Here is a 24,804-nt window from a genome sequence, read left to right on the forward strand (position 1 = left end):
CCCACCAACACCCCATGCACCCACACACCAGACGCGGCCCGCCAAACCGGCGGGCCGCGTCTCGTTCGGCGTCAGGGCCGCTCGGAGTGGCCTCGGGGCCAGATGCGGACCGGGTATCGCCCGAGCCGTTCCGCCTCCCGCCACGCCGCGCGAGTGGCCTCGGCGTCCGCGTACTGCGCGCCGGATCGCCGTTTGCGGCGCGGGCCCGCTCAGGCCAGGTGCTCGGTGAACCACTGGACGAGCCGGGTGTACGCCTCCGCCGCGGCCGTCGCGTTGTAGCGCTCGCCCGTGTCGTTGAAGAACGCGTGGTTCGCGCCCGGGAAGGTCACCAGCTCGTGCGTCATCCCCGCCGCCGACAGGGCCGCCTCCGCCGCGCCGCGGGTCGCGTTGACCCGCGAGTCCAGCTCGCCGTAGATGCCCAGGACCGCGGCCTGCTTCGAGCCGTTCAGCGTCGCGGCGTCGGGGAACGGGCCGTAGAACGGGGCCGCGGCCGCCAGCCGGGGCTCGCCCGCAGCCAGCAGCTGCCACACCTCGCCGCCGCCGAAGCAGAACCCCGTCGCCGCGAGCCGGGCCGCCGGCGCGCGGCGCTGCAGCTCGTCGAGGGCCGAGCGCATGTCCTCGATGAACCGGGCCGGGTCGGCGGCGTTCAGGGCCGCCGTCGCCTGGGCCGGGTCCGTGAACCGCGCGGTGCCGCCCTCCTCCGAGAGCAGGTCCAGGGCGAGCGCCGAGAACCCGCTCGCGGCCAGGCGGCCGGCGACCGAGCGGATGTGGTCGGTCAGGCCGCGGTTCTCGTGGATGACGAGCACGGCGCCGCGCGGGTTCGCCGCCGCGGCCCACGCGGCCTGCAGCCCGTCGAAGGCGATGGGCTCGGTGGGCAGCGGGGCCGGGCCGGCCGCGCTCGCCGGGGCGGACGCGGACGCGGACGCGCCCGGGCCGGGGGCCGGGTCCGTGCAGGCGGCGAGCATCGAGGCGGCCAGCGCGGCGCCCACACCCATCAGGGAGAGGCGCCGCAGGGCCTCGCGGCGGTTGATGAGGCCGTCGGCGTAGTCGACCACGACCTCGGACGTGAGGTAGTCGTTCACGCCCCTCAACGCTAGTGCTGGGAGGTCCGGTCCGCCGGAGGGAACGGCCAATCCAGCTTCGGCTGGTCCGACTCACCCTCGGAGTGCTCCGCCTCGGCGGCGGGGACGGGCACCGGCTCGGGCGCGGCCGCGGGCGCCCCCGGCGCCTTGGACGCGGGCGCCGGAGCCGGGGCCGACGACGCGGCTGGGGCCGGACGGCGGCGGACGGAGGCGAGCAGCTCGCGCGGCGTCGGGATGTAGTTCCACAGCGTGCGGTCGGGGATGCGGTCGGCCGGGGCCAGCTTGCCCCACAGGACCGCGACGGCCACGCAGACGGCGAAGGCGAGGACGAACGGCCAGTAGTTCTCGCCCGTGCCCGGGTTCGTCTCGACCGCCGGTATGAACCGCGCGATGTCGGGCTGGCGGATCTTGCCGGCCAGCCAGGTGAAGATCGGGTCGTTGCCGTCGCCGCCGCCGGAGGTGAAGCGCCAGAACAGGTTGACGTCACCCGTGAAGGTGATCAGGAAGCCGAACACGCCGGTGGCCAGGGCCAGCGCCAGCGGGAACCAGCTGTGCAGGCGCTGGAGGGTCACCGCCACGTAGAACGCGAGGATCGGCACGAGCACGACCGGCAGGCGCCCGGGCGGCGTGAACCCGGCCCACCAGGTGCGGAAGGTGGAGATGGCGAGCATGTACGGCAGGATCACCGCGAGCAGCATCCAGTGCGCCTGCATCCGGCTGTTGCGCCGGCCCACCAGGAACATGCCCGGCACCGCGAGCGCGAGCACGGGGAAGTGACTGATCAGGCCGTACTGCCGATCGAACAGAAGCCCCGCGAGCCCCCGCTGCGGCGGGATCTGGAACAGTCCGTCGCCGAGCGCCGAGTTGCCGGGGGCCGGGTTCAGCGACTGGTAGTGGGTGTAGTTGAAGATCTCGAGCGCGAGCAGCAGCACGAGCATCGGCACCGCGGCCGGGATGTACGCGCTCAGCGCCCGCACGCCCTTCGCGCCGCCCCGGTCGACCCGCAGGAGCAGCAGCGCCCCGAGGATCACGGTGAACAGCGTGAACCGGCCGTGCACCCAGGGCATCCAGCCCAGCCCCGCCGAGGCCAGCGCGACCTGCCACTTCGCCGGTCGCGCGGCCACCAGCACGCGCACGGCGTAGGCCACGAACAGCGCGCCGAACGGGTCGATGAACAGCATGGAGGCGTACATGTAGATCGGCGTCGCGACCACGAAGATCCCGGTGACGATCGTCGCGTAGGACCGGGCGATGCCCATCTCGCGCATGATCCGGAACATGATGCCGACGGTGAGCACACTGGCCAGCACGACGACGGCCTGGGCCCCGATGCGACCCCAGATCATGAACGGGATCGTCCACAGGATCGGCCCGCCGAAGTTGTGCAGCGGCACCATGACGCCGTCGGCGTTCGGGTACACGTGGGCCTGAATGTCCTGCGGGTAGAACACCCGGAAGTCCCCGTTGGCGTAGGCCTGGGTGAGGTCGAAGGTGTGATACTTGCCGAGCGCGATGCTCTCGATGAGGTAGTGCGGCTCGTCGCCGAGCGGCGGCATGCCGAGGCGCATCTTGGCGGCGATCGCGTAGAGCACCGCGGCGAGCGCCATCAGCGCCCAGACCACCTGCCGGTCGCTGAACCGAATCGTGACTTCGGGCTCCGGATCCGTCTGGATCGACCGGTTCGCCACTTGTTACCTCCGAGCCATGGGACGCGCGACGGCGAAGGTAGCACGTCCTCTCACCCGAGGGAGTCCCCCGAGGCGCGGAAAACGACTCGGCCTCACATTCCGGCCGGTCGGCCCCGCCCCCGCGGCTGGGCTTATGCGACAAGGCCGCCGTGGACAACGTGGTGGCGATCTCGGTACGCCTCGCCGACGGCGGGTCTCGCTCCTTTCTGACCTGGGGTCGAATCCAGGATCCCGTTGACCCGGCCCCGGTGTGCGACCTGGTGCTCCGGGCATCCTCGATGTTCTCGCTCGGGGGCGATCCCAGCTTTCCTGGTCCGTCCCGGGAGGAGCCAGGAAATAGATCAGGGCTGGCTCCCTGTTTGCGGGAAACCAGCCCTGATCTTGAACTTCACGAAGTCGGGGTAGCCGGATTTGAACCGACGGCCTCTTCGTCCCGAATTAGGAACGTATGTCCGTCCGGACAGGGAGATCTTGCGAAACCGCAGCTCAGGGTGTTGGGACTTGTTGGTCTACGTCGGGCTACAAGTGCCGTTTTCGCAAGATCGTCTCCCAGATTTCTCCCAAGCGAGTGCCTGCCTGTCGTCGCCGGGCGGGCACTCGTGGGACGCTGTTCGTGGGGGTGAGTCGCTGATGAGCGTGGACGTGCTGGAGCACCCGGGTCCGTGGAGCGAGGACGAGTACTTCGCGCTGGGCGAGACGCCGAACCGGGTCGAGTTGATCGATGGGAGCTTGCTGGTGAGTCCGGCGCCGGGGGTTCGGCACCAGATCCTGTCCCGCCGCATCGCGAACGCCCTCGACCCCGGCGCCACGGAGGCGGGGCTCGTGGTTCTGGAGGCGGTCAACGTCCGTCTGCAGACGGGCCGGATCGTCATCCCGGACCTGGTGGTCTCCGAGGTCGATGTGGGCTCGACGATCGATGCGGCCGACGTTGATCTGGTCGGTGAGATCGTCTCGCCCAGCAATGCGGCGTCCGACCGGTTGGTGAAGATGCAGCTGTACGCCGCCGCGCGGATCGGCTGGTATCTGCTGATCGAGCCGGAGGAGCCGTCCGCGGTCACGTTGCGCCTCCTGCGCCTGGAGGGCGAGCACTACGTCGAGCATGCGGTGATCGGCTCGGGGGAGACGCTTACCTCTGACCGCCCGTTCGCGATCCGCCTCGACGTTGATGCGCTGACCGCGCGCCGCGCTTCGTCCTGATCGCCCCTTAGCCCCTCCGTATACCCGTCGTCCACCCACCGGAACCCTGAGGCCCCGGCTGGAGGCCCCGCCGGAGGCGCAGAGCGTGACCGTTGGATCAGCTGGCAGGGAGCGCAGCGACCGGTGTCCGCGGGAGCGACGGTCTGTAGCCCGGCGGGCCGGGGTCAATGAGCTGTGGGACCATCGACGGCCGGAAACTGGCTGGCCTTATATCTAGTGCTGTTGCGGTCCGGGCCGCGCGTGGGCTTCCGGCCGGCGGGCTTCCGGCGCCGGTGCGGAGCGCGGGCGCCGCTTGCACGCCGAGCCGGCTGACCGCGCGCGGGCTGCGCCGTAGGCGCCTTGATCTAGTACGGCCAAGTTCGGCAACATGTGCAACACAGAAACGGAAAGCCGAAACGCCCTACGACGGTAGGGCAAACAAGCGCAGGCGATCGGGCAGCCAGTTACGCAGCGTGAACGGTCGTGGCGGTGGGCGAAGATGTCAGCTTTGCTCGTACCATGAAACCTGACGTGTACATTCCTTGATCATTGGCCCGCAAGACCGTCGAGGAGGAGTTATGGCCAGAGCCGACCTGCTCCTCCGCCTAGTACAGGCCGCGCTAGCTGGCGACGTCGAGCGAGTTCGGAGCACAGTCGAAGCGCTAGCGGCCGAAGAGCGCAACAAGAGGCATACCGTTCTCGCCGACGAGTTGGCGCAACTTCTAAGCGTCCGAGCACCTGCGGCCCACCACTTTAAAGCGGCAGATCGCACTGCGAATCAAGGAATAGTTGAACAATACCCCAAACGCCGTCTTCACGACCTATCTTTGCCGGATGTCGTTCGCGACGAACTCGCGATGCTCGTTGAGGAACAGCACCGCTCCGACCTGCTGCGCTCGTTTAACATCGAACCTAGGCACCGTGTGCTATTAGTAGGACCGCCCGGCAATGGTAAGACCTCGTGCGCGGAAGCACTTGCCGCCGAACTTGCAGTTCCTCTATTCGCAATTCGCTATGAGAACATAATTACAAGCTTTTTGGGTGAAACGAGCGCTAATCTTGGCCGAGCTCTCGAAGAAGTTCGACGTCAACACTGCGTTCTTTTTCTTGACGAGTTTGATGCCCTTGCCAAAGAGCGCGGAGACGAACACGATACTGGCGAGATCAAGAGAATTGTCAGCGCCCTTCTTCTCCAACTGGATCGCCTGCCAACACATGTTGTAGTGTGCGCCGCAACTAACCATAGTGAGCTACTTGATCGAGCAGTGTGGCGACGTTTTCAGCTCCGCCTAACATTGCCGGCACCAACTCGGGATGAGCGGCTGACGTTCGCGCATCGCACACAGGACCGCATCGGGATTCCGACACCACGTTCACTAAAATCCGTTATTGACAAACTCGGGCCGACGAGCTACTCGGAACTCGACGAGTTCCTGCTCGAGCTTCGACGACGTCAGATCCTTGCGGGCGACTACGAGGGCACAGATAATGTGCTCCTTGAAGGACTGTTGAGAGGATGGGCCGCTAGGGCCAATCCATCGGAGCGGAGGGAGCCTGGCGAGTGACCCACCCTCGGGACGGCTTCCGGCCACTGCTGCTGCTCGGACAACCCGCCATGGGCCCCCGCGAAAAGTTGCCGAACTCCTTCGGACACCCAGCACAACTCAGGAGACCGAGCCCCAGCGAGCAGCACGCACGGCTCGGCGCAAAGTGGAGCACTTTGCTCCAAACGCTTGAAACGCAGTCCGCCAGCATCGCGGCAGAACTCCAGGGCACAGATCCGGAGCTAGTGCTTGTCCTTGAGATCGTCGGGGACGTTCCTGACTTCTACAGGGCAGTATCCCGCATCGCCGGGTTCGAGTTCCTGGCGGAGGTTGACGAGTCTGATGTGGACGGCGGCGAAACGTTCGCCGATCTCGCCAACCCGACCGCCCAGTTCGACGGCACTCTCTTTCTTATGGCCAGCAACCAGGTCGCCCTGGCTGAGCTCCTTGAGCTCTGGCAGCTCTACCGCAGAGGCCGTACGCTTCCTCGGGGATTGACCAAGTGGCGTGATGTGTTCCAGCTGCTGCTAGATGTGCGTCGTTGGTCAACAACCGACAGGCTTAGAGGCACCGGAGTCGTCGAAGACTTTCGAGAGAGAGTCGAGGCCGGCGATCAGGTTGTTCCCGCAGAGATCGAACTATGGTTCCGGGCTGATCCGACTGCGCGACTTGCGGCCCACGCCAAGGTATCGCAGCTGGTCGAAGCAAGCGGTGGACGCGTCGTCACGTCCTCACTAATCGTTGACATTGCGTACCACGCCCTGCTGGTCGAGCTACCAATACAGACAATCGAGCCGATCCTTCGCAACAGTGCTGATGACGTCCGACTCATTCGGGCCGACGAGATCGCATTCATGCGGCCTGAAGCTCAATCGGCGGTCGCTCTGACCGCCATCGACAGTCCGCCGGACGCACCGAGCATCGTCCGACCTCCGGCCAACCAGACCAAGAAGCCTCTCGTAGCCGTCCTGGACGGGCTCCCCCTTACGCGCCACCAGTTGCTAGACGGTCGGCTCACGGTGGACGATCCTGATGGATGGGAACAGGACATCCTGGCTGCAGAACGGCTACACGGCACAGCGACCTGTAGCCTAGTTATCCATGGCGATCTGAACGCTTCTGACGGCCCGTTGAGTCGACCGATCTATGTCCGCCCCGTCTTGAGGCCGACCGTTGGTGGATTTGACAGATCCGAACGAGTACCCCCCGACGAATTGGCCCTTGATTTGGTTCACCGCTGCCTCGTTCGAATGTTCGAAAACGGCACGACGGACGCAGCGGCTCCCACCATCAAGCTGATCAATTTGTCCATCGGGGACGCCAATATCCAGCTATCAACCACTCTAAGTCCATGGGCACGGCTGCTGGACTTCCTAGCCTACAAGTACAACGTCCTTTTCATCGTCAGCGCCGGCAATCACTCTAACGAAATCGTGTTTCCCTATAGTCCGGCCAGTATGTCTGCCATGGACGGCGACAAACTGCGGAGCGAAACCCTGCGACTGCTCGTAGCTGAAGCGGAGCGCCGCCGCATTCTCAGCCCGTCCGAGGCTGTAAATTGCCTCTGTGTCGGCGCGCTGCACACAGATGCATGTCCTCAGTTCGTAGTGGGGCAGCGGACTGACCTCTTGCCAACCACAGCGAGCGGCGGCGGGAGCCTGCCCAGTCCAGTATCGGCTCTGGGCATGGGCTATAAGCGAAGCATAAAACCCGACTTCGTAGCCCCGGGCGGCCGGATACTCTACCGCGAGACCCCTGGCGGGCTCTATTCCCCCGTCACGAAATTTCGTCCAGTCCAGGCGGTCTCGCTTGGCCCCGGCCTCAGTACTGCAACACCCGCCGAAGCTGGTTCCCTCAATGGGACCCGCTTCTTCTATGGAACCTCGGGTGCGGCCGCCATCGCTTCGCATTTCGGCGGGAAAATCCTCGAACAACTTGAGGCTTTCCGTGATGACGCGGGAAATACCATTCCAGATGAATATTGGCCCGTCCTCACCAAAGCTCTCCTAGTGCATGCCTCCATGATGCCGCGTAGCTGGGAAGAGGTCCGCGACGCCTTCGACAACGTTCCCGCACTGAAGCTGCGCGAGGCGGTATCTCGATTCTACGGCTACGGTGCATTAGAGGCGGAACGGTCGTTCGGCTGCACAGAAACTCGCGCGACAGCTTTCGGGTTTGGTCGCCTGTCTCAAGACGCGGGGGCGCGCTATGACCTTCCGCTTCCTCCAAGCCTGTCTAGAAACACAATTCCTCGTCGCTTGATCATCACGTGCGCTAGCTTCACGCCGGTCCGCATGAGGAGTCGACAGCATCGCGTAGCGGAGGTATTTGTGGTGCCTCGTGTTGGCGCACTAGCCGTCACTCGTACAGGTTCTGATTGGCGCGCGGTTCGGCGCGGAACGGTTCAGCATGAGGTATTCGAGGGTCAGCGAGCCGCCGCCTACGTGGACGGCGACGTGCTTTCAGTTCAGGTCAACTGCCGCGCTGTAGGGACGCCATTTTCGGGCACCGTTCCTTTCGGACTTGCGGTAACGCTCGAAGCCCTTGATGGGAGCCGCGTACCGGTGTACTCCGAAGTGCAAGAGCGCATACAAGCCCGGGTTCGTGCTCGGGTGAGATAGGTAGGTTCGCGGCGCGTCGTTGCGGAGAGTCCGTTGAATTAGCAGTTGGTTTAGAGGTCGATCAGCCCGATTTGGTGGGCGCTACTTCAGAAGATGGCTGGTTTAGCCGGCCTGTGTCAACGCTGATATGCCGCCTCGATGCAGATTGGGACCTCCTGCGGAACAGCAAAACCTCTTTCCGCGTACACGGGACTCGCTGGGTGTCGCCAACAATCGTGCTAACGACCTTGTTTACGTCGCCGATGCTGCGGACGTAGGTGTCGAGATCGAGCGGGTTCGACGCGCAGACAACCTCAAGTTCGGGCCAGAGCTTCTTGCCAGTCGCGTAGGCGCGGCGCTGCTGGTATGGGCGGGACATAACGACTGCAGACCGTACGGGTGATCCCGCGTTCGTCGAGCAGCTCGCGGGTCAGTTCAAAGTGCTGCTGCGTGTTTGTCGCCTCGTGGTCGCTGCGGCGCTCTCGTCGGCATCCGTCACGCTCACGCCTATACCTCGTCGGCGAGTAGTCCGAAGAGCAGCGAGTCGCGCCAGGCGCCCGAGGTGTAGACGTGGTGGCGTATGCGGCCCTCGTACTGCATGCCAAGGTTCTTCACGACCGCGACTGAGTATTGGTTGTCTGGGCCGATGGCGGCCGAGATGCGATGCAGTCCCAGCGTCTCGAACCCGAAGCTGATGAGCGTCCGTGCGGCGTCGGTGGCGTAGCCGTGCCCCCACTGGTCGGCGCGGATGGCGTAGCCGAGCTTCGCGGCCTGGACGCCATTGAAGCCAAGTCGGGCGAACCCGATCAACTCGTCGGCTTCCGGCAGCGTGACGGCGAGGTAGTACTCCGTCCGCGGTTCCTGCCTGGCACGCTCGATGGCGGCGTTGATCAGTGCGGTGACCTCGTCGCGGCTGTGGCTGTCGAAGGAGAGCCAGGCGGTTACGGCGTCGTCGCCGAAGATCTGGAACGCGCCGGCCGCATCGTCGGGGCGGAACTCGCGCAGGACGACGGTGCGGCCGGTAAGGGTCACGGGGTACATGCCCCGATCATCGCTCAGTGCGTGATTGCCTTCAGCGGCGTGCGGGTGAAGTCCTCGATGGCCTAGATGAGCTCGGCCGCGTCCTGGGCCAGGCCGGCGCGGACGATCGCGGCCTGAATTCGCTGGGCCGACTGCACCACGCCGTTGATGCGCTGCTCGGGCGGGAGGTCGAGCACCGGTGCGAGCGCCTCTTCGGCGCCCTCGATGTCGCGGTCGGCGAGTCGGGCGATGGCGAGGTTGGTGTGCGCGCCGGCCTGGTCGCCGAAGGCCCATGCCGGGTCGTTGCGGTTGCTGAAGGCGTCCACGGCGCGGGTGGAGTAGCTGATGGCGTCCGTCGCCTGGGCGGGCAGCCACGCGAGGGCGTCGGCCGCGTAGTAGAGGGTCCGCGGGCGGTTGAAGACGCAGATGCCGCCGAGCTCGTCAACCTCGTCGGTCGTCACCCGCTCCCATGCGTCCTCCGCGGCATGGATCGCCTGCATCGCCTGCTCGGAGTTGCCCAAAGCGGCGTGCGCACGGGCGGCGTTGAGCGGAAGCCAGACCGCGGTGGTGCCACCGGCGTTGGTGACATACGTCGAGCCTTGCTCGGCGTAGCGGAGGGCCTCGGTGTAGCGGCCGGCCCAGTAGGCGACCAGGGATTGGAGTCCGCGAAGCCAGGCCCGAAGACCGGGGTGGTCGGCCTGGTCGGCGCAGAGGACCGCCGTCCGCGCCCGGATCATCGCGGCGTGGGGCTCGGCGAGGTCGTGGGATGCCTTGGCGAGTAGGCCACTGGTGACGGCGGCGAGGAAGTGCAGCTGCCGGGCCTGGGTGAGCGGCTGCTGGCGCTCGATCAGGGTGAACAGCGTCTCCTGCGTCTCGACCAGGTCGCCGAGTAGCTCGGTGATCGGGCGTTGCGGGTAGGCGAGGGCGAGCCTGGCGCCGCACTCCTGGCCGCCCAACCACGCACACCCCGACATCCCCGCCACCGAAGAACCGATCCCTGAGCCGCTGCCCGAACCGCGCCCCGCCCTGCATGTCGTGGGCGCGATCCCGTCAGGAGTCGTGCGATGACCAACCACGACCTTCAGCCCGTAGAACACTTCCTCACCGGCCCGGCCGAGCAGCTCGCGAACGTTCTGCGCGCTGCCGATGCCCGGGGGCACCTCGTGCGGTATGGACGTCCGCAGTCGCTCGGCGGTGGCCGGTACGCCATCGGTGTGACGCTCCTCGAGCCCGTCCCTCGGCCGCGGTGGTACCAGCGCATCCCCTGGAAGCGCGTCGGCCAGGTCGCCGCCGTCGTGGCTGGTCTCACCGTGCTGGGCGGGCTCGGCTGGGGCGCGTGGCTGCTCATCGCCTGGATCAGCGCACACCTCACCGCGGTCATCGTCACTGGCGTCCTGGTGCTCATCGTCGTCGGCGCCGTGAGCGCATCACGGGAGTCACACTGCCACGGGTGCGGTGGCCGTTGACCATCACCGCACTTCCGGGACTGGAACCGGAGAAACAACAGCCCCGGCCTGGTTCGCGGGCGGCCCGGCGGCTCATTCCCTTGGCTGCGGACGTGGTCAAGGACATGGCGGCCGAATACGGCGTGTCTGCGTCCGGTTGGCCTGCGCCGGACCGATCTGGCGGCCGGGAAGACGGAGATTGTCGACGTGCCGTGCGGGGCGACCCGGGACGACAAGTGTCCCCCGTGTGCGCAGCGGGCTCGTCGGCTGCGGAAGGTCCAGATCCGGGAGGGCTGGCACCGCGCCGACGAGCCCGCGCCCGGCCCGGAACCGGCCACCGAGGGCCAGCGGGCGCTGATCAGTCTCCGGGCGCACCTCGAACACGGCCGGGATCAGGCGGTCCGGGAATCGCTGTGGGAGCAGGTTGCGGAGGTCGATGAAGCGATCCGGGAGGTTGAGACCGCGATCGCGGTCGAGGGGCTGCGGGGCAGTGTGGCACCGCCGCACGACAAGCCGGCGGAACCGAATCGGCAGCGCTCGACCAAGCGCCGTCAGGACGCTCCGGCGCTGCCACGACAGAAGGTCGACCCGCGCACGATCGGCCGGACCTACACCGCCCCGAACGGCGCCGAATACCGGCCTTCGATGTAGTTGACGGTCACGCTCGACTCGTACGGCCCCGTACGGTCGGATGGCTCTCCAGTCGATCCGACCACGTACGACTATCGGCGGGCGGCCTGGGATGCGATCGCATTCCCGCGGCTGCTCGATCGGTTCTGGCAGAACCTGCGCCGCTGTGTCGGCTGGAACGTGCAGGACGCCGGATGTGTTGAGCCGCAACGCCGTTTGGCGCCGCACGCGCATTTCGCGATTCGGGGCACCATCCCGCGCGCCGTCCTCAAGGAAGTCGCGGCGGCGACCTACCACCAGGTCTGGTGGCCGAAAGCCGACGAACCCAACTGCCGTCCACTGTGGAACTCGGACGCCGAAGCGTGGTGCGACGAAACGGGTCGGCCGCTCGTCACCTGGGATGAGGCCCTGGACGCGATCGAGGATGAGCCGGCGCACGTGATCCGGTTCGGTGCTCAGCTGCGGGCCGAGGGCGTCAACGCCAACGACAGCAACGCCGAGCGGGCCATCGGCTACATCACGAAGTACATCGCCAAGTCCGCGGCCGACTGTCACGCGGTCACGACCGATCGGCAGCGGGATCACCTGGAGCGGTTCTGGCGGGAGTTGCGGGTCACGCCGTGCTCGGACCGGTGCGCGAACTGGCTGCTCTACGGCATCCAGCCGAAGAATGCGCACGCCCGGCTGCGGCCCGGCAACTGCAAGGGCCGGGTGCATCAGCGCTCGACGCTCGGCATCGGCGGCCGGCGCATCCTCGTCTCCCGGGACTGGTCCGGGAAGACCCTCGCTGACCACCGGTACGACGCCAAGGCCTGGGTACGGGCGCTGCTCGGTGTCGAGGCTCCCGAACCCGAAACGTCGACCGCGCCGGTCGCGTGGGAGCTGGCGCGGCCGAACGATCCGGACCTGCCACCGATGCGACATCGGCTGCTCCGCGCGCTCGCCCAACGCATCCAGTGGCGCAACGCGCTCAACGCGGCCAAGGACCGGGCGGCCCAACCGGCCGGGACGGGAGGGAGTGGACCGGGTGCTGCACCGGCCGGCTGAGGTCGCCAAGATCCTCGACTGCTCTGAGTGGTGGGTGAAGGAACAGGCCCGCAGGCGCCGTATCCCGTTCGCGTGGATCGGTGGCAGCTATCGGTTCACCGATGAACATCTGGCCGAGATCATCCGGATCTTCGAGGTCCGGCCTTAGGAAGAGCGACCGGCAACGTCGCGTGCCGTGCCGTCCGTGATGACCGGGCCGCTCCAGGCGCGGCGACCACGACGAGCGGCCTGAGCAAGGAGGGAGAGATGTGGGCTACGCCGAGAAACGAGGGTCGTACTGGCGGGCTCGGTACAAGATCGAACCGGCAAGTACGGCACCGTGCAGGACTCGACCGGCGTCAAGGTCGAGTTCCGGACGAAGCGGGAGGCGAAGAAGGCGGCCGACGAGGCCGAAATCAAGGGCCGCCCGACGACGACACCGGGTCGGATGCGTTTCGGCAACTGGGCCAACGTCTGGTACGAGCGGCAGGACCTGGCCGCGTCGACCATGCAGAACTACCGCCGCCACATCGAGGAGCACTTGCTGCCGACCTTCGAGGATCGGGAGTTGGGCTCGATCTCGTCCGCTGACGTCGACGCGTGGGCGAAGAGTGAGCGGGCCGCCGGCTACGCGGATGCCAGCGTGAAGACGTGGCGGGGGACGCTGCATCTGCTCCTCGCCGATGCCGTGGACGAGGGGCTGATCCCGTCGAACCCGGCCACGAAGCGGCGGGGGAGGGGTAAACGGGTCGGGCGGTCGCGGAGCCGCGGGCCGGAGAAGGCGATCACGACCGCGCTCGGTGTCCTGCTGATGGCTGAGCGTGCAGCGCTGTTGTCCGGGCGGGATGACGAGTTCACGGCGCTGGTCACGCTCGGCTTCACCGGGATGCGTTGGGGTGAGCTCGTGGGCCTGGAGAAGGAATTCATCCGGCCGGGTGAGGTGCGGATCGAGTGGCAGCTCTACGAACTGGACTCGGGTGAGATGCACCGCTGCCCACCGAAGGACGACTCCCGGCGGACGGCGGTCGTCCCGGATTGGCTGACCGGGCTGCTCCGCGCACAGTCGGCAAGGTTGTGCGCCTGCCATGGCCGGGCGTACGTGTTCTCCGGGCATCGTTCGGCAAATGGAGCCGTCCGGGAGGTGGGGCCGAAGCTCGTGGACGTGGCTCGGCGGGCCGGCGTGTCGACGGGAACTGTTTCGGCAGTGCTGAACGAGCGGGACAGCGTGGCGGCGGCGACCCGGGAGAAGGTCGCAGCGGCCATCGCGGATCTCGGCTACGTCCGGGGCGGGGTCACGGGAACGGTCGCGGCCCACTGGCGCCGGACGGGGTTCGCGACGTGGTTGTTTCAGCCGGCGGCGACGGGTCGGTATCCGGGGAAGAATTCTCGCCCGGTCCCAATCCTCGGCGAGCCGTGGCCGGGCATCCCGGTGCGGGGTCGCAACGCCGCCGGTCGGGCTGATGCCTGCTGGGTGCCGATCGCGCCCGGGTTGACGCCTCACGGGCTCCGGCACACCTACAAGACGATGATGATCGAGCTGGGCACCCCGCCTGTGCTCATGGACGAGCAACTCGGCCACCTGGACGGCTCGGTGCAGGCTCGCTACTCCCACACCACCCCGGAGATGCGGCGGCGGCTCACCGACGGTCTGACGGACCTCTGGACGGCGGCGATCAACACAAGAGGAGAGATGAGCCCAAACTCGCCGGTGAACGTCCTCGACGAGATGCTCAGGCCAAGATCTTCTCCCAAATTTCTCCCAACGGAGATCAAGAGACGACTCAGGGCCGGTCCCTCAGTGTGAGGAAACCGGCCCTGGCCTGGTGTTTCACGAAGTCGGGGTAGCCGGATTTGAACCGACGGCCTCTTCGTCCCGAACGAAGCGCGCTACCAAGCTGCGCTATACCCCGAGCGTGCCGAGTAATCGTAGCCCACGCCCGCCGCATCCCCAACTCGGTATCCCCCGTGTCGGGCGAACGGGCCCTGAGCTGCGGCTACACCGAGCGCAGGAAGTCCGCGAGGCGCTTCTCGTACGCCTCCGGGTCCAGGTTCCAGCTCCGGCAGTGACCCGCCTCACGTGTCTCGACCAGGGTGACGTGGCGCGACGCGGCTTGGGCGAACTCGATGGTCGGGGCGGGCGCCACGGTGCGGTCGTCGTGGTCCACGTAGAGCAGCGTCGGCACGTCGAGCCGGGTCGCGAGCGGGCGGTAGTCCAGGTCGGCTCCGCGCACGCCCAGGCGGTGCTGGATGAGCCGCAGCGCGGTCCAGGTCCACACCGGTGGCACGTTGAGCTGGCGGGCGTTCATGCGCAGGGTCTCGACCCAGTCGACCACCGGGCAGTCCAGCACCAGGGCGCGCAGGTAGCCGTCGTGGTCCCACTCGCGCAGCAGGTTCAGGATCGCCGCGCCGCCCATTGACCAGCCCATGAGGATCACGTTGCGGGCGCCCGCCGACCGTGCGTAGTCGATCGCGGACCGCACGTCACGCCACTCGGTGTGGCCGAGGTGGAAGCGGCGGTCGTACGAGGGCGGGGCGTCGGTGTCGTTGCGGTACGACACCACGAGCGTGTGGCGGCCCGAGGCGGCGAGCGTGGGCAGGACGCGCAGGGCCTCGCCGCGCGGGGCGCCGCGGCCGTGCACCGCGATGATCCACGTGTCGTCCACCCGCTCCGTCGTGGGCGGGACGAGCCACGCGGGCAGCGGGCCGAGCTCGCCCGGCACGACCACCTCGTCGAAGGGCAGGCCGCGGGCCGTCCACGGATCCCCCTCGAAGACGTAGCTCGAGGTGTACCCGCGCACGCCCGTCGTCAGCGAACCCCGCGTGACCTCGGCGATCTCGCGGGTCACGGTGGCCCGCTCGACGGAGATGACGTCCCCGAGGATCGCGTGCCCCGCGGCCCAGACGAACGACAGCGGGATGCTCCGCGCCGTGTCGGGGGTGCGGGTCAGCGTGATCCGGTTGCCCGCGCAGGCGCGGACGCGCACGGGGTACACCCGCGGGCCGTTGACGTTGAGCACGTGGCCGGCCAGGAACCAGCCCGCCCCGGCGGTGCCCGTGGGCAGGAGCACCGCGAGCCCGGCGGCCCCGGCGATGCCCGCATACGCGGCGCGCCGCGGCCATTTCCGCACCGGCGCCGCAGGCTCGGCGGTCACCGCGGGATGAGGGTCAGGATCGTCGCCTCGGGCGGGCAGGCGAAGCGGATCGGCGCGGTCGGGTGCGTGCCGAGGCCGGCCGAGACGTGCAGGTACGACTCGGAATAAGGCCATCGGTGCAGCCCCTTGGCCATGCTCCGGTCGAGGCCGCAGTTGGTGACCAGGGCACCGTAGAACGGCACCGCGACCTGCCCGCCGTGCGTGTGCCCGGCCAGCAGCAGGTCGAAGCCGTCGTCGGCCATGCGGTCGAGGATGCGCGGCTCGGGGGAGTGGGTCAGCCCGATGCGCAGGTCCACGTCGGGCGAGGCCGGGCCGGCGACGGCGTCGTAGTCGTCGCGGCCGACGTGCGGGTCGTCGACGCCGACGAGCTCGATCGTGCGGCCGCCCGCCTTGATCGTGGTGCGCGCGTTGTTCAGGTCGGCCCAGCCGGAGCCGGCCAGCAGGTCGCGCAGCTCCTCGGCGGGCAGCGCGGCGCCCTGGACGTAGGGCTTGTGCTTGTTGAAGTACCCCAGCGGGTTCTTGAACACGGGGCCGTTGTAGTCGTTGGAGCCGAAGACGAACGCGCCGGGCCGGTCCAGCAGCGGGGTGAGCGCGCGGACCACGCCGGGCACGGCGTCCACGTGGGCCATGTTGTCGCCGGTCACGATGACCAGGTCCGGGTCGGTGCCGGCCAGCTCGGCCACCCAGCGCTGCTTGCGGTGCTGGCCCGGGGTCATGTGCAGGTCGCTGATGTGCAGCACCCGCAGCGGCTCGGCGTCGGGGGCGAGCACCGGCACGTCGAAGCGGCGCAGGGTGAACATGTTGCGCTCGACGAGCGAGGCGTAGGCAAAGGTGGCGGCCCCGGCGGCGACGGTGCCCGCCGCGAGTCGCAGAACGGTCTTCGAGCGCATTTACTCAGCCTACCGGCGCGCTTACAACAGAATATGAGCAAGATCCGACGGATAGACTTTTCTCATGTTGAAGGCACGCCTGGAGTCCGACCTGCACGACGCCATGAAGGCTCGCGACGAGCTGGTGACGTCGACCCTGCGGATGGCGATCGCCGCGGTGCGCAACGCGGAGGTCGCCGGGAAGTCCGCCCGTGAGCTCTCCGACGACGAGATCCTGTCGGTGCTCACCAAGGAGGCCAAGAAGCGCCGCGAGGCCGCGGAGGCGTTCGCCGGGGCCGGGCGCGAGGCCCAGGCCGCGAAGGAGCGCGCCGAGGAGGAGGTCATCGCGGGGTACCTGCCGAAGCAGCTCTCGGACGACGAGCTCGGCGACATCGTGCGCGAGGCCCTCGCGGCCGGCGGGTTCGCCGGTCCGCAGCAGATGGGTCCGGCGATGAAGGCCGCGCAGGCGGCGGTCGCCGGTCGCGCCGAGGGCGGCCGGGTGGCCGCGATCGTCAAGGCGCAGTTGACGTCCAACTGAGTGAACAAAGGCGGGCGCCCCGGGAGAGGGGCGCCCGCCTTTGTTCATGCGATCAGGTGATCAGCACACCCACGGGATCGGGCACATGTCGGTGTCCGGCACGTCGCCGTTGGGCACCCCGTTGTTGTTGTCGCCGCCGAGGTACGGCGGGGCCGGCGCGCCCGGGCCCTTGCTCACGACGAGCTGGACCGAGCTGCCCTTGGCCGTCGAGCCGGACGGGTTGGTGCGGTCCACGGTGCCGGCCGGGCACTGCGAGGCGACCTGGCCGGACGCGACCGAGACCGAGAAGCCCGCATTCTTGATCTTCGCGCGCGCCTGGTCGACGGAGAGGCACTTGACCGACGGGATGTCGACCAGCTTGCCCTGCGAGCGGTCCTTCGTCGGCGGGGTGAACTGCACGACGGGCTGCCCGGCCAGGCCGTCGCGGAGCACGCCCAGCGCGGCGTAGTTGGTCGGCGGGTGCTTCATGTCCTTGTTGGTCTCGGGCCAGTCCGGGTCGGTCAGGAACGCGGACACCGCGAGCTGCTTGGTCATGACGGTGAACGTGGCGCTCTTCTCGGAGTCCGTCGTGCCCGTCTTGCCGGCGATCGGCCGCTTCACGAAGTCGCGGGAGTAGCCGGCGGTGGCGCCGGCGCACTTGCCGGTCGCGGACTGGTCGCCGACCGGGCAGCGGGCCATGTCGACGGCCGCGCGGGCGACCTCGGGGTCGACGGCCTGCTTGCACTTCGGGTCGAGCCCGTCGACCTTCTTGCCGCTGTTGTCCTTGACCTCGAGGATCGGGGTCGGCTCGCAGTAGAGGCCGTCCGCGGCGAGGGTGCCGTAGGCGTTGGCCAGCTGCAGCGGGGTCGTGGCCGAGACGCCGAGGGTGAAGGCGCCCCACTGCTTGGGGTTGGCCGCGAGCTGGGCGTCGTTCGGGGCGTTGAACTGGATGCCGAGCCGCTTGGCCACGTCGACCACGTGGTCGACGCCGACCTGCTGCTCCAGCGGCACGAAGAACGTGTTGATGGAGCTGCCGAAGCCGGTCCACATGTTGTAGGGGCCGGACTGGCCGCCGGAGTTCTTCGGGCAGTAGTGCGGGCCGTTGCAGGCGGCCGGGCTCTTCGGGTCGATCGGGAAGTCCGAGACGAACTGCTTCTCGGTCTGGATCGTGGTGGCCAGCGGCAGCCCGGACTCGAGGGCGGCGACCGCGGTGAAGATCTTGAAGGCGGAGCCGGCCTGGTAGCCGGGGATGTCCTTGTCGCCCGTGATGATCGGCACCGTGGTGTTGGGGTAGTTGCCCTTCTGGTTCTTCTTGTCCGGGTTGGTGTTCTTGCCGTTGTTGGTCTGGTCGTTGCTGAAGTTGCGGTTGGTGGCCAGGGCGGTGACGCGGCCGGTGCCGGGCTGGACCGCCGCGAGCATCAGCGCGTTGGACTGGCCCATGGTGATCTTCTGGTCCTTGGAGACGTAGGGCTGGTCCTGCGCGTACTTGAAGGCCGCCGTCTGCGTCTGGACGTCGAGCGAGGAGACGACCGTGTAGCCGCCGGCCCGCAGCCGGTTGGCGCGCTGGTACTCGTCCTCGCCGAATACCTTCTGCCCGATCCACCAGCGCCGCAGGTAGTCGCAGAAGAAGCCGGCGCCGAGCTCGGGGCGCTGGATCGACTCGCAGCCCTCGGGGGTCCGCTTGCCGATGATGTTGAGCTTCTCCTTGCCGGCGGCGTCGGCCGTGGCCCGGTCGATGTAGCCCATCGAGACCATCTGGTTCAGCACGTACTTCTGCCGGTCCATCGCCCGCGGCAGGCCCTCGGCCGTGGCCGGGTCGTTGGTGCCGGGCGCCTTCACGAGGCCGGCGATGAGCGCGGCCTCGGGGAGCGTGAGGTCCTTGGGGTCCTTCTCGAAGTACACGTGCGCGGCCGCGTACACACCGTAGGCGCCGTGGCCGAAGGGCGCGATGTTCAGGTACCGCTCGAGGATCTCCTTCTTGGAGAGCTTCTTCTCGAGGTCGATCGCGTACTTCATCTCGCGCAGCTTGCGCGTCGGGGTCTTGTCGGTCGCGTCGACGACCTCCTGCGGCGTGCGCGCCGAGTAGGCGATGGCCTGCCGCACGTACTGCATCGTCAGCGTCGAGGCGCCCTGCTCGGTCTGCCCGCCGGCGTTCTGGTTGGCCACGAACGCGCGGGCCACACCCTTCACGTCCACGCCGCGGTGCTCGTAGAACCGGTTGTCCTCGGCCGCGACCATCGCCTGCTGCATGACCTGGGCGACGTCGTCGATCTTCACGTCGCGGCGGTTCTCGTCGTACATCATCGCCAGCAGCGTCTTGCCGTCCGCGGCGAACACGTAGGAGATCTGCGGCGACGGCAGCACGTCGATGTCGGTCGGCAGGTTTTCGAACGTGTCCGAGCCGGCCTTCGCGGCCAGTCCGGACATGGCCACCGCGGGGAAAGCCGCCGCAGCGACCACGAGCCCCGCCAAGAGCCCACACAGCAGCAACGAAGCCGCGTTGGGCAGCAGGCCGTGCTCGCGTTTGCGCATCCAGGTCACCGCCTCAGACTACGTGACGACGTCATGAGGCCGCGTCCAGATGCAGGCGTCCTCGTTGTCCTAGACGCGTCACGTCGAGCGTGAGGTTGACCCAGTTCCGATTCTGCGGCAAGCCGCACGGGGGCCGTCGGCATTTTGGGCAAATCACACCCGGTAGTGGCCGAGTGGTAGCACGGATCGGCCCTTTGGTGGAACGCGAAAGGCCGGTTAACCTGGTGCAACAACGTTGCGTAACTGGACGACTACAGAGCATGATGTTCCGGAAAGCTCCTCTCGGGGTTCCCGTGGCCGGGGACCCTGCTGTCGCGCCGGGCAATCCGGCGAACTGCACCCGAATGCCATGGGGGGACGTGGTTTGGGCGCTTTTCGCCGGGGCAAGCACGGCGGATGGACCCGGGGGGAGTCCAAGGGGGGAAGAGGAAATATGAGCATGGTCGTCGACTGGCCCAGCATCGCCGCGTGTCGCAATGGCGACCCGGACGCCTTGTTCGTCCAGGGTGCCGAGCAGAACGTGGCGAAGCGGATCTGCCGGAGCTGCCCCGTGCGGTACGAGTGCCTGGCGGACGCCCTCGACAACCGGATCGAGTTCGGGGTGTGGGGAGGCATGACCGAGCGCGAGCGCCGCGCCCTGCTGCGCCGCCACCCGCAGGTGCCGAGCTGGCGCAAGATGTTCGAAGCGGCCATGGACCGCAACAGCACCAGCAAGGACGCCAAGGAGCTGGTGCCGACCGGCTGATCGCAGCCGCCTGCCTCATCCGAGGGCCGGGCCGCATACGAGGGCCGGGTCGATCGCGCTCTACGCGAAGGTCGCGCCGATCGCGCGCAGCCCGTCGAGGTCATGGACGTCGGCGGGCTGTGCGGGCACGCGGACGACCGGCACGCCGGGGTGGGCGCGCAGGAACCGGCCGGAGACCGCCGCCTGCCGATCGTGCAGATCGGCCAGTTCCGCGTGCACCCGCAGCACGTCCGCCGTCGCCTGGTGGCCGCCGAGGTCGTCGAGACGCTCCGCGGCCGCCCGGGCGTCGGCGGAGGACAGTGCCGGCGCCGCGACCGGCACGACCCGGTTGAGCACCAGGCCCGCCAGCGGCATCCGGTCCGCGCCCAGGCGACCGGCGAAGTAGACCGCCTCGCGCACGGCGTCGGGCTCGGGCACCGCCACGACCAGGAACGCCGTCTCGGGGGCCTGCAGCACGCGGTACGTCTGCTCGGCGCGCTCCCGGAAACCGCCGAACATCGAGTCCAGGGCGCCGACGAAGCCCGACAGGTCGGTCAGCAGCTGGGCGCCGAGGATCTTCTGCACGGTGCGGCTGAACAGCCCGAACGAGGCCGAGACCAGGTTGAACACGCTGCGGCCGCCGGTGCGGGCGGGCGCGAGCAGCAGGCGCAGCATCTTGCCGTCGAGGAACCGCGACAGCCGGGCCGGCGCGTCGAGGAAGTCCAGCGCCGAGCGCGACGGCGGGGTGTCGACCACGATGAGGTCCCACTCGTCGCGGGCGCGCAGCTGGCCCAGCTTCTCCATCGCCATGTACTCCTGCGTGCCCGAGAACGTCGAGCTCATGGCCTGGTAGAAGGGGTTGGCGAAGATCTCCTCGGCCTTCTTCGGGTCGGTGTGCGCGAGCACGACCTCGTCGAAGGTCCGCTTCATGTCCAGCATCATGGCCTGCAGCTCGGCCGAGTCCGGCTGCAGGCCCTTGACCTGGCGGGGCGTGTTGTCCAGCTCGGTCAGGCCGAGCGCCTGGGCCAGCCGCCGAGCCGGGTCGATGGTCAGCACGACCGTGCGGCGACCGTGCTCCTCGGCCGCTCGCAGCGCCAGGGCCGCGGCCGTTGTCGTCTTTCCGACTCCGCCCGAGCCGCAGCAGACCACGATCCGGATCGCGCGGTCGGCGAGGATCGCATCAAGATCCAGGTCGGGCGACCCGGGCGTCTCGGCAGTGGGAGGCACCCTGCGAGCGTATCCGCTGCGAGCATCCTCAAGCAGACGTGAGGAGCAGATCACCGAGCGACTCGAGGGTCGCCACCGTCACACCTTCGGGCAGCACCGGCAGCTCGACCACCGGACGGCCGAGCCCGAGCAGCTCGGCGCGCAGAGAGGACTCGGCGGCGACCTTGGTCTGGTAGGCCCGCGCCTCCCCGGCCAGCCCGCCCAGCAGCTCCTTGTCGGCCGTCACGCCGGCCGCGGCCAGGCCCCGGCGCAGGTCGGCCTGGGTGACCTTCACCCCGGCCAGCGCCGGCGGGCGGGTGGCGTTGACGATCACGGTGCCGATCGGGATGCCCAGCCGGGTCAGCTCCTCGATCGCGTCCGCGGTCTCCTGGACCGGCATCTCCTCCAGGAGGGTGACGACGTGCACGGCGGTCATCGGCGAGCGCAGGATGGCCGCGACGCCCTCGCTCTGGGTCTTGATCGGCCCGACCTTGGCCAGCCGCGCCGTCTCGGCCGTCACGTTGAGGAACCGGCCCACCCGCCCGGTCGGCGGCGCGTCGAGCACGACGGCGTCGTAGGCCCGGCGACCGTCGGCGGTGCGCGTGACCGCCTCCTTGATCTTGCCGGTCAGCAGCACGTCGCGCAGGCCCGGTGCGACCGTGGTGGCGAAGTCGACGGCGCCGACCTTGCGCAGGGCCCGTCCGGCGACGCCGAGGCGGTAGAACATCTCGAGGTACTCCAGCAGCGCCTCTTCGGCGTCGACCGCCAGCGCCCGCACCTCCCCGCCGCCGCGGGCCGAGGCGATGCGCACCTCGCGGTAGGGCAGCGGGTCGCGGTCGAAGAGCTGCGCGATGCCCTGCCGCGCCTCGACCTCGATCAGCAGGGTCCGTTTCCCGTCGCGGGCCAGCGCCAGCGCGAGGGCGCCGGCCACGGTCGTCTTGCCGGTGCCGCCCTTGCCGGTGACCACATGCAGACGGGCGGGCCAGCCGTAGCCGCCCCGCCCGTCAGAAGACTCGCGCGCCGTCACACCCCCGACGCTACCTGGTCGAGGCCCGTCGTCACGCGGCGGTGATCTCGCACACGAACCAGCCCTTGCCGTGCGAGGTGACGTACCGGTACTTCGTCTCCGCGACCTTCTCGTCGCTGGTGGTCACCTTCACCGTGGTCGTGAGCGTCGCCTCGTCGCCGCTCTGCTTCTCGACCGTCGGGGCCGGCCAGGTGTACGTCGGGCTGCTGAGGCTCGCGTCGTAGGTGCGGATCTCCTGGATGCGCGCGGTCAGCTTCCCCTTGTCGCGGGAGGAGGAGCAGACGTACTTGAGCGCGTCGTCGACGCTCTTGTTCTTGTACACCGCGGTGAGGAAGCTGTTGACCGCCTCGGAGGCCGTCGGCGCGCCCGTGCCCTGGTTGTTCTGGACCACGAAGTAGGCCGCGGCGCCGCCACCGCCGCACAGCACGATCACGACGCCCAGGATGATCAGCGTGATCATCAGGCCGCGCTTCTTCTTGACCGGCGCCTGCTGCGGGTAGACCGGATAGCCCTGGGCCGGCGGACCGGAGAACGGCGGCGCCATGCCCGGCTGCGGCACCCCGCTGACCGGGGCCGTCGGCCCGGTCGGGAACTGGCCGGTGGGCGGCGCGAACGGCCCCGTGGGCGGCCCGAACGCGCCAGTGGCCGGCATCGGGCCGGTCGGCGGGTAGGGCGGCTGGGCATAGGGCTGCCCGGAGATCGGCGGGGCCGAGGTGGGCGGTGCGTACGGGTCGGGGTTCGGCGGCTGCACCGTGTACTGCTCGGGCTGCGGCTGCGCGAACGGGTCCTGCACCGGCGGAGGCGGCGGCCAACCCGGCTGCCCGGGTTGTCCGGGCTGACCCGGATACTCCGGCTGGCCCGGGTATGGGGGCGGTTGCGTCATTTCTCCCACCTTTGTGCGGCACTCACGACGGCGGCCCTCACAGTAGCGTCATGGGGCCACCCGTGGGGGGTCCTGATATCAGGCTGTGCCCGACAGACCCGCACGGCCCGGCGTTACTGTCCCCACATGCAGAAATGGGAGTACCTGACCGCACCGCTGCTGGTCCACAACACGAAGATGATCCTCGACAACTTCGGCGAGGAGGGCTGGGAGCTGGTGGCGATCGTGCCCGGCCCCAACCCGGAGAACCTGGTCGCCTACTTCAAGCGCCCGAAGGCCGGCTGACATGGGTGACGTCCACGCCCGCCTGGCCGAGCTCGGGATCACCGTTCCTGCGGTCGTACCGCCCGTCGCCGCATACGTCCCCGCCGTGCGCACGGGCGACCACGTGTACGTCTCGGGCCAGCTGCCCATGGTCGACGGGGCCCTGTCCGCCACCGGGCTCGTCGGCGCCGAGGTCACCCCGGAGCAGGCCAAGGACCTCGCCCGCACCTGCGCCATCAACGTCCTCGCGGCGGTGGAGGCCCTCGTCGGCCTCGGCAGCGTCGTGCGGGTCGTGAAGATCGTCGGGTTCGTCGCCTCGGCGCCGGGCTTCACCGGGCAGCCCGGCGTCGTCAACGGCGCCTCCGAGCTGCTCGGCGAGGTGTTCGGCGACGCCGGGAAGCACGCACGCAGCGCCGTGGGGGTCTCGGCACTGCCGCTGAACGCGCCCGTCGAGGTCGAGGCGATCCTCGAGGTGGCCTGACGCCGGATGGCCGGCCGACCCCGTGGCGCACCGCTCGCGGGGTCGGCTACTGGCCGGTCGGGTGACGTGTGAGGCGAAGTACCCCGCCGTAGGATCACTTTCGTGGTAAGCCACGTCACCACCCCTGCCGCCGAAGTGCTCGACGCGTTGCCCGACTGGGTGACGCTCGTCCGCGCGCCCAACCCGGGCCCGATGACGCTCGACGGCACCAACACCTGGCTGCTGCGCGCCCCCGGCGGCGGCAGCGTCGTGGTCGACCCGGGCCCGCTCGACGACGGGCACCTGCGGGCCGTCGCCGCGCACGCGCCCGTCGCCGCCATCGTGCTCACCCACGGCCACATCGACCACACCGAGGGTGTCGAGCGGCTGGCCGAGCTCACCGGGGCGCGGGTGTACCACCCGCCGGTGCTCGAGCACCTCGACGCCGACGGCCTCACCGTCGAGCCGCTGGCCACCCCCGGGCACACGAAGGACTCGGTGTGCTTCGTGGTGCGGCTGGGCGGCGAGGAGATCGTCCTGACCGGCGACACCATCCTCGGCCGCGGCACCACCGTCGTGGCCTGGCCCGACGGGGATCTCGGCGACTACCTGGACAGCCTCGGCCGCCTGGCCGCGCTCGACGGGCGCCCCGCGCTGCCCGGGCACGGCCCGGCCCTGCACGACACCGGGATCGCGGCCCGATTTTACCGCCGGCACCGCGAGTCGCGGCTGGAGCAGGTGCGGGCGGCGGTGGCGGCCGGCGCGACGGACGCGCCCGAGGTCGTGGCGAAGGTGTACGCCGACGTGGACCGCTCGCTCTGGTTCGCCGCCGAGATGAGCGTGCGCGCCCAGCTCGATTTTCTGCGACGGGAATCACACCCGGCCCCTGATGGTTTGGATGCAACGTGAGCGGTCCGCAGCGAGGCGGAGGAGCCGCTCACCGGCAAACTCGGCCCGGG

At 68.8% G+C, this 24,804-nt stretch carries 20 protein-coding genes, 1 tRNA gene and 3 pseudogenes; 12 read left to right on the plus strand and 12 right to left on the minus strand.

Annotated features, from left to right (window positions below):
- Nucleotides 1-209: 209 nt before the first annotated feature.
- Entirely contained in the window at nucleotides 210-1,082 is an 873-nt protein-coding gene (locus tag ACQP1P_RS02500) for a dienelactone hydrolase family protein (protein ID WP_433082714.1), read from the minus strand.
- An 11-nt stretch (nucleotides 1,083-1,093) separates the two neighbouring features.
- Nucleotides 1,094-2,770, minus strand: coding sequence for a hypothetical protein (locus ACQP1P_RS02505; RefSeq protein ID WP_433082716.1), 1,677 nt, complete (start codon nucleotides 2,768-2,770; stop codon nucleotides 1,094-1,096).
- 630 nt (nucleotides 2,771-3,400) lie between these two features.
- Here ACQP1P_RS02505 and ACQP1P_RS02510 point away from each other — a divergent pair.
- The 3 genes from ACQP1P_RS02510 to ACQP1P_RS02520 all read left to right on the plus strand — a co-directional run bounded on the left by ACQP1P_RS02510 (nucleotide 3,401) and on the right by ACQP1P_RS02520 (nucleotide 8,111).
- The gene (locus tag ACQP1P_RS02510) at nucleotides 3,401-3,967 is read left to right on the plus strand and encodes a Uma2 family endonuclease (RefSeq protein ID WP_433082718.1); all 567 of its coding nucleotides are present in this window, start codon (nucleotides 3,401-3,403) and stop codon (nucleotides 3,965-3,967) included.
- Nucleotides 3,968-4,524: 557 nt separating this feature from the next.
- Entirely contained in the window at nucleotides 4,525-5,511 is a 987-nt protein-coding gene (locus ACQP1P_RS02515; protein ID WP_433082720.1) for an AAA family ATPase, read from the plus strand.
- A complete protein-coding gene (locus tag ACQP1P_RS02520; protein WP_433082722.1) occupies nucleotides 5,508-8,111 on the plus strand; it encodes a S8 family peptidase in 2,604 nt (867 codons plus the stop codon). Before ACQP1P_RS02515 ends, ACQP1P_RS02520 begins: the two co-directional genes overlap by 4 nt.
- Before the next feature lie 116 nt (nucleotides 8,112-8,227).
- On the opposite strand, the pseudogene ACQP1P_RS02525 reads toward ACQP1P_RS02520, so the two are convergent.
- From ACQP1P_RS02525 to ACQP1P_RS02535, 3 genes and pseudogenes are all read right to left on the minus strand, one after another.
- Nucleotides 8,228-8,551: pseudogene (locus ACQP1P_RS02525) on the minus strand (YdcF family protein); the annotation flags it as partial.
- A gap of 46 nt (nucleotides 8,552-8,597) precedes the next feature.
- Nucleotides 8,598-9,131: a GNAT family N-acetyltransferase gene (locus tag ACQP1P_RS02530; RefSeq protein WP_433082724.1), complete on the minus strand. Its 534-nt coding sequence runs from the start codon at nucleotides 9,129-9,131 to the stop codon at nucleotides 8,598-8,600.
- A gap of 62 nt (nucleotides 9,132-9,193) precedes the next feature.
- Nucleotides 9,194-10,066, minus strand: a complete 873-nt coding sequence (locus tag ACQP1P_RS02535; RefSeq protein ID WP_433082726.1) for an XRE family transcriptional regulator — start codon at nucleotides 10,064-10,066, stop codon at nucleotides 9,194-9,196.
- Between the two features lie 108 nt (nucleotides 10,067-10,174).
- Between ACQP1P_RS02535 and ACQP1P_RS02540 the strand changes: the two genes are divergently transcribed.
- The 4 genes and pseudogenes from ACQP1P_RS02540 (at nucleotide 10,175) to ACQP1P_RS02555 (ending at nucleotide 14,015) form a co-directional block, all read left to right on the plus strand.
- Entirely contained in the window at nucleotides 10,175-10,576 is a 402-nt protein-coding gene (locus ACQP1P_RS02540; RefSeq protein WP_433082728.1) for a hypothetical protein, read from the plus strand.
- Nucleotides 10,573-12,232: pseudogene (locus ACQP1P_RS02545) on the plus strand (replication initiator). Before ACQP1P_RS02540 ends, ACQP1P_RS02545 begins: the two are co-directional and overlap by 4 nt.
- On the plus strand, nucleotides 12,204-12,380 hold the full coding sequence (locus ACQP1P_RS02550) for a helix-turn-helix domain-containing protein (protein WP_433082730.1): 177 nt from the start codon (nucleotides 12,204-12,206) through the stop codon (nucleotides 12,378-12,380). Before ACQP1P_RS02545 ends, ACQP1P_RS02550 begins: the two are co-directional and overlap by 29 nt.
- 100 nt (nucleotides 12,381-12,480) lie before the next feature.
- Nucleotides 12,481-14,015 (plus strand): annotated as a pseudogene (locus tag ACQP1P_RS02555) (LacI family DNA-binding transcriptional regulator).
- Between the two features lie 32 nt (nucleotides 14,016-14,047).
- Here ACQP1P_RS02555 and ACQP1P_RS02560 read toward each other — a convergent pair.
- From ACQP1P_RS02560 to ACQP1P_RS02570, 3 genes are all read right to left on the minus strand, one after another.
- Nucleotides 14,048-14,121: transfer RNA gene (locus tag ACQP1P_RS02560), tRNA-Pro, on the minus strand.
- A gap of 84 nt (nucleotides 14,122-14,205) precedes the next feature.
- Complete coding sequence (locus tag ACQP1P_RS02565) at nucleotides 14,206-15,363, minus strand: alpha/beta hydrolase family protein (RefSeq protein WP_433082732.1); 1,158 nt, start codon at nucleotides 15,361-15,363, stop codon at nucleotides 14,206-14,208.
- Entirely contained in the window at nucleotides 15,360-16,253 is an 894-nt protein-coding gene (locus tag ACQP1P_RS02570; RefSeq protein ID WP_433082734.1) for a metallophosphoesterase, read from the minus strand. Before ACQP1P_RS02570 ends, ACQP1P_RS02565 begins: the two co-directional genes overlap by 4 nt.
- A gap of 64 nt (nucleotides 16,254-16,317) precedes the next feature.
- On the opposite strand from ACQP1P_RS02570, the gene ACQP1P_RS02575 reads away from it, so the two are divergent.
- Complete coding sequence (locus ACQP1P_RS02575) at nucleotides 16,318-16,770, plus strand: GatB/YqeY domain-containing protein (protein WP_433082736.1); 453 nt, start codon at nucleotides 16,318-16,320, stop codon at nucleotides 16,768-16,770.
- A 60-nt stretch (nucleotides 16,771-16,830) separates the two neighbouring features.
- On the opposite strand, the gene ACQP1P_RS02580 is transcribed toward ACQP1P_RS02575, so the two are convergent.
- Entirely contained in the window at nucleotides 16,831-19,281 is a 2,451-nt protein-coding gene (locus ACQP1P_RS02580; protein ID WP_433089784.1) for a transglycosylase domain-containing protein, read from the minus strand.
- Between the two features lie 433 nt (nucleotides 19,282-19,714).
- Here ACQP1P_RS02580 and ACQP1P_RS02585 point away from each other — a divergent pair, with 433 nt between their 5' ends.
- A complete protein-coding gene (locus ACQP1P_RS02585) occupies nucleotides 19,715-20,026 on the plus strand; it encodes a WhiB family transcriptional regulator (protein WP_350612388.1) in 312 nt (103 codons plus the stop codon).
- A gap of 60 nt (nucleotides 20,027-20,086) precedes the next feature.
- Here the strand turns inward: ACQP1P_RS02585 and ACQP1P_RS02590 are convergent, their stop codons facing one another.
- The 3 genes from ACQP1P_RS02590 to ACQP1P_RS02600 are packed head-to-tail and all read right to left on the minus strand — an operon-like array spanning nucleotide 20,087 to nucleotide 23,031.
- On the minus strand, nucleotides 20,087-21,232 hold the full coding sequence (locus ACQP1P_RS02590; RefSeq protein WP_433082739.1) for an ArsA family ATPase: 1,146 nt from the start codon (nucleotides 21,230-21,232) through the stop codon (nucleotides 20,087-20,089).
- A 28-nt stretch (nucleotides 21,233-21,260) separates the two neighbouring features.
- Complete coding sequence (locus tag ACQP1P_RS02595) at nucleotides 21,261-22,238, minus strand: ArsA-related P-loop ATPase (protein ID WP_433082741.1); 978 nt, start codon at nucleotides 22,236-22,238, stop codon at nucleotides 21,261-21,263.
- Nucleotides 22,239-22,269: 31 nt separating this feature from the next.
- Nucleotides 22,270-23,031: an Rv0361 family membrane protein gene (locus tag ACQP1P_RS02600; protein WP_433082743.1), complete on the minus strand. Its 762-nt coding sequence runs from the start codon at nucleotides 23,029-23,031 to the stop codon at nucleotides 22,270-22,272.
- A 216-nt stretch (nucleotides 23,032-23,247) separates the two neighbouring features.
- Here ACQP1P_RS02600 and ACQP1P_RS02605 point away from each other — a divergent pair, with 216 nt between their 5' ends.
- The 3 genes from ACQP1P_RS02605 (at nucleotide 23,248) to ACQP1P_RS02615 (ending at nucleotide 24,754) form a co-directional block, all read left to right on the plus strand.
- Nucleotides 23,248-23,406 (plus strand): hypothetical protein, encoded by a 159-nt coding sequence (locus ACQP1P_RS02605; protein ID WP_190251269.1) that lies wholly within the window; start codon nucleotides 23,248-23,250, stop codon nucleotides 23,404-23,406.
- 1 nt (nucleotide 23,407) lies between these two features.
- On the plus strand, nucleotides 23,408-23,866 hold the full coding sequence (locus ACQP1P_RS02610) for a RidA family protein (RefSeq protein WP_433082745.1): 459 nt from the start codon (nucleotides 23,408-23,410) through the stop codon (nucleotides 23,864-23,866).
- 102 nt (nucleotides 23,867-23,968) lie between these two features.
- Nucleotides 23,969-24,754, plus strand: a complete 786-nt coding sequence (locus ACQP1P_RS02615; protein ID WP_433082747.1) for an MBL fold metallo-hydrolase — start codon at nucleotides 23,969-23,971, stop codon at nucleotides 24,752-24,754.
- Nucleotides 24,755-24,804: the final 50 nt, after the last annotated feature.

The sequence above is a fragment of the Dactylosporangium sp. CA-052675 genome (genome assembly GCF_050947935.1).
GTDB lineage: Bacteria > Actinomycetota > Actinomycetes > Mycobacteriales > Micromonosporaceae > Dactylosporangium.

Coding starts and splice junctions, on each gene's coding strand:
- ACQP1P_RS02510 (WP_433082718.1), top strand. CDS start 3,401: ATGAGCGTGGACGTGCTGGAGCACCCGGGTCCGTGGAGCGAGGACGAG.
- ACQP1P_RS02515 (WP_433082720.1), top strand. CDS start 4,525: ATGGCCAGAGCCGACCTGCTCCTCCGCCTAGTACAGGCCGCGCTAGCT.
- ACQP1P_RS02530 (WP_433082724.1), bottom strand. CDS start 9,131: ATGTACCCCGTGACCCTTACCGGCCGCACCGTCGTCCTGCGCGAGTTC.
- ACQP1P_RS02540 (WP_433082728.1), top strand. CDS start 10,175: ATGACCAACCACGACCTTCAGCCCGTAGAACACTTCCTCACCGGCCCG.
- ACQP1P_RS02570 (WP_433082734.1), bottom strand. CDS start 16,253: ATGCGCTCGAAGACCGTTCTGCGACTCGCGGCGGGCACCGTCGCCGCC.
- ACQP1P_RS02575 (WP_433082736.1), top strand. CDS start 16,318: ATGTTGAAGGCACGCCTGGAGTCCGACCTGCACGACGCCATGAAGGCT.
- ACQP1P_RS02580 (WP_433089784.1), bottom strand. CDS start 19,281: ATGCGCAAACGCGAGCACGGCCTGCTGCCCAACGCGGCTTCGTTGCTG.
- ACQP1P_RS02585 (WP_350612388.1), top strand. CDS start 19,715: ATGAGCATGGTCGTCGACTGGCCCAGCATCGCCGCGTGTCGCAATGGC.
- ACQP1P_RS02605 (WP_190251269.1), top strand. CDS start 23,248: ATGCAGAAATGGGAGTACCTGACCGCACCGCTGCTGGTCCACAACACG.
- ACQP1P_RS02610 (WP_433082745.1), top strand. CDS start 23,408: ATGGGTGACGTCCACGCCCGCCTGGCCGAGCTCGGGATCACCGTTCCT.